Genomic DNA, 3,505 nt, shown 5'->3' with positions numbered 1-3,505 from the left:
GCCCAGGTGGCGATGGCGCGGGTCCTGGCGGGTCCGGCCGGTACGGCGGCGGTCAGGAGGGTGAGCGTCGCGGGGGCGAGTACGGCCGCGCCCAGCCCCTGTACGGCGCGGGCGGCGAGCAGTTGCCCGCCCTCCTGGGCGAGTCCGCCCGCGAGGGACGCCAGGGTGAACACCATGAGCCCCGTCAGGAACGTCCGCTTCCGGCCGAAGAGGTCCGCCGCGCGACCGCCGAGCAGCATGAACCCGGCGAAGGCGATCGAGTAGGCGTTGAGCACCCATTGGAGCCCCGTGGCGGAGAGCCCCAGATCCGTGCGCATCGAGGGCAGCGCGACGTTGACGACGGAGACGTCGAGAACGACGAGGAACTGTCCCGCGCAGGCGATGAGCACCACCGCCCAGGTACGGGGGGCTCTCGCGGGCGCGGATATATGGGCGGGTGAGGCTTTCGCCGGGGCTCGGGACATGGCCGTCATGGTCGCAGGTGCCGACCGGTCCGTACATCGGATTCGGGGCCTAGGACCTCCGGCCTCGGGTACGGACGGCGGGCTCAGAACTCGACCACGGCGCGGTAGCGCGCGCGTCCGCGCCGTACGTGTTCCAGCGCCTCGTCCAGGCGCGCGGCGGGGAAGGTCTCCACCGTCGGGCGGATGCCGTGCCGGGCCGCGAAGTCGAGCATCTGGCGCGTCTGTGCCGGGGGTGCCGTGACTCCGCCGACGATGCGCCGCTCGCCGGGTACGAGGCTCAGCGGGCTGAGGGTCATCGTGCCGTCGAAGACGCCGAGGACGCAGAGCGTGCCGTGCGGGCGGAGCGTGGCGAGGTAGGCGTCCCACGGGAGGTCCGCGGAGACCGTCGAGAGGATGTGGTCGAACGAGTTCGCCACCGCCGCGAGGCCCGTACCCCCACCCGTTGGGACGCCCGTTGGGACGCCCGTCGCCCCGCCCGTCGCCACGAACGCGTGCGCGCCGAACCGGCGGGCGTCGGCCTCCTTGTCCGGCGTCGAGGAGACGGCGGTGACATGGCAGCCCCATGCCGCCAGGAACTGGATCGCCAGGTGGCCCAGACCGCCGATCCCCACCACGGCGACGCGGTCGGTCGGCCGGATCCCCTGCCGCACGAGCGGGGCGAAGACGGTCGTGCCCGCGCACAGCAGCGGTCCCGCGTGCTCCGATGCGATGGCGTCGGGGATGGGGTACACGTGCCGCCAGTCGGTGGCGCGGACATGGCTGGCGAACGCGCCCCCGTCCCCCCGGACCGCCGTGTTGTCCTTCGCCGGGCAGAGCTGCTGGCGCCCGCTCAGGCACCACTCGCAGGCGAAGCACGACCCGGCGGTCGCCCCCACGCCCACCCGCTGTCCGACCGTCAGCCGGCCGCGGTCGACCCCGTCACCCAGGGCCTCGACCACGCCGATCGCCTCGTGGCCCGCGACCACCGGGTACGCCGAGATCCCCCACTCGTCGTCGACCATCCCGACATCGGTGCGGCAGACGCCGCAGTGGGTCACGGCGACGAGGACGTCGAGCGGTCCCAGCGGCGCCGCGTCGTAGGTGTGCACCTGGACGGGTCCGCCCGCCCGTTCCACCGCGTAAGCACGTACCGTCACGGAAAATCTCCCTCAGTAATAAAACTGACCAGATAGTTGGAAAATAGACCTGCCCCTTCCCCCTGTCAAACCAACTGGTTGGTTATCCTGGCCGGATGCGTGTCTACGATGCCGAGTCCACCCGCAGGCGCCTCCTCGCCGCCGCCACCGCCGATTTCGCCGCCCACGGGATCGCGGGCGCCCGGGTCGACCGGATCGCGACCGGGGCGGGCGTCAACAAGGCGCAGCTGTACGCCTACTTCGGCGACAAGCTGGGCCTCTTCGACGCGGTCTTCCGGATGCACGCGGACGCCGTCGTGGACGCGACCCCGTTCACCGCCGACGATCTCCCGCGCTACGCGGTGGGCCTCTACGACGCCGCGCTGGCCCGGCCCGAGCTGGTCCGGCTGGCCGCCTGGGCGCGGCTGGAACGGGTGACGCCCGGCGACGCGACGACCGGCGACGCGAAGCCCGGGACGGCGACGACCGGGACGGCGGCGACCCGGACGGCGGCGGTCGGGCGGAAGGTGGAGGCGATCGCCGGGGCGCAGCGCGCGGGTCTGCTGACCGGGGCGATGGCGCCCCGGGACGTGCTGACGCTGGTGATCGCGATGGCCCTGGCCTGGTCCGCCGCCGGTCTGTCGGACGCCGCGTCCCCCGACGACCCGTCGGCGGACCACGAGCGCCGCCGGGAGGCGCTGTTCGAAGCGGTCTCAGGAGCGTTCCGGGTGGCCCGTCCCAGCGCCCGCCCAGCTGGTCAGGACTGACAGGATCTGCCCGCGACCGACGGAATCTGTTCGTAACGCGTTCGTCGGAATAGGGCGGCACCATGGCGGGTTGAGCTAGAAGGTTTCATAGGGCAACGACTTGGCGGTCGGGCTGCTCCGCGCGCGGTACGGGCGCGGGCGCCGGGCCGTCAGCTGTGCCAGGACCCCTCACCCGTTCCCCCACTCCCTTCCCGGAGGCCGCACGAATGCCGCAGACGACGACCGATCAGCAGCCCGGGACGATGCCCCCGGATCCGCAGGCCCCCGGCACCGGGGGCATCGTCCCCGTACTGGCCTTCGCGGGCATCGCCGTCGCGGTGATGCAGACCCTGCTCGTTCCCGTCATCAAGGATCTGCCGACCCTGCTCCGCACGGCGCCCGCCAACGCCACCTGGGTCATGACCGCGACCCTGCTGGCCGGCGCCGTGTCCACCCCGATCATGGGGCGGCTCGGCGACCTCTTCGGCAAGCGGCGGATGCTGCTCGCCAGCCTCGCCGTCATGGTGGTCGGCTCGCTCGTCTGCGCGTTCACCGACGATCTCGTCGTCATGATCGCCGGGAGGGCGCTCCAGGGCTTCGCGATGGGCGCGATACCTCTCGGCATCGGCATCATGCGCGACGAGCTGCCGCGCGAAAAGCTCGGTTCCGCGATGGCGCTGATGAGTTCGTCGATCGGGGTGGGTGGCGGACTCGCGCTGCCCGTCGCCGGGCTGATCGCCCAGAACGCCGACTGGCACGCGCTGTTCTTCGGGGCAGCCGGGCTCGGCGTGGTGTCGATGCTGCTGACCGTCTTCTTCGTACCGGAGTCCTCGGTGCGGGCCAGTGGCACGTTCGACTGGCTGGGCGCGATCGGCCTGTCGACCGGACTGGTCGCCCTGCTGCTGCCGATCACCAAGGGCAGCGACTGGGGCTGGACCTCGCCCACCACCGTCGGACTGTTCGCGCTGGCGGTGGTCGTGCTGGTGCTCTGGGGCCTGATGGAGCTGCGCAGCTCCGCCCCGCTGGTCAATCTGCGCACCACCGCGCGGCGCGAGGTGCTGCTCACCAACCTCACCTCGATCATGGTCGGTGTCGCCTTCTACGCGATCTCGCTCGTGCTGCCGCAGCTGCTCCAGTTGCCCGAGGCGACCGGATACGGCCTCGGGCAACTGGAGCAGCT

The 3,505-nt window shown here is 72.1% G+C and carries 4 protein-coding genes; 2 read left to right on the top strand and 2 right to left on the bottom strand.

Annotation, left to right across the window (positions count from 1 at the left end; translation table 11 throughout):
• Both DVH02_RS33770 and DVH02_RS33765 read right to left on the bottom strand, forming a co-directional pair.
• On the bottom strand, positions 1–473 hold a 473-nt coding region (locus tag DVH02_RS33770), incomplete at its 3' end, for an MFS transporter (RefSeq protein WP_114627646.1).
• Between the two features lie 74 nt (positions 474–547).
• Positions 548–1,600 (bottom strand): NAD(P)-dependent alcohol dehydrogenase, encoded by a 1,053-nt coding sequence (locus tag DVH02_RS33765; protein ID WP_114627645.1) that lies wholly within the window; start codon positions 1,598–1,600, stop codon positions 548–550.
• A gap of 95 nt (positions 1,601–1,695) precedes the next feature.
• Between DVH02_RS33765 and DVH02_RS33760 the strand changes: the two genes are divergently transcribed.
• Both DVH02_RS33760 and DVH02_RS33755 read left to right on the top strand, forming a co-directional pair.
• Complete coding sequence (locus DVH02_RS33760; RefSeq protein ID WP_114627644.1) at positions 1,696–2,346, top strand: TetR/AcrR family transcriptional regulator; 651 nt, start codon at positions 1,696–1,698, stop codon at positions 2,344–2,346.
• A gap of 206 nt (positions 2,347–2,552) precedes the next feature.
• Positions 2,553–3,505 (top strand): MFS transporter (locus tag DVH02_RS33755; RefSeq protein WP_114627643.1); only part of this gene is annotated, 953 nt, incomplete at its 3' end.

The organism is Streptomyces corynorhini (genome assembly GCF_003346515.1).
Classification (GTDB): Bacteria; Actinomycetota; Actinomycetes; order Streptomycetales; family Streptomycetaceae; genus Streptomyces; species Streptomyces corynorhini.
This window is presented reverse-complemented; position numbering and strand designations above follow the sequence as displayed.

Coding starts and splice junctions, on each gene's coding strand:
- DVH02_RS33760 (WP_114627644.1), top strand. CDS start 1,696: ATGCGTGTCTACGATGCCGAGTCCACCCGCAGGCGCCTCCTCGCCGCC.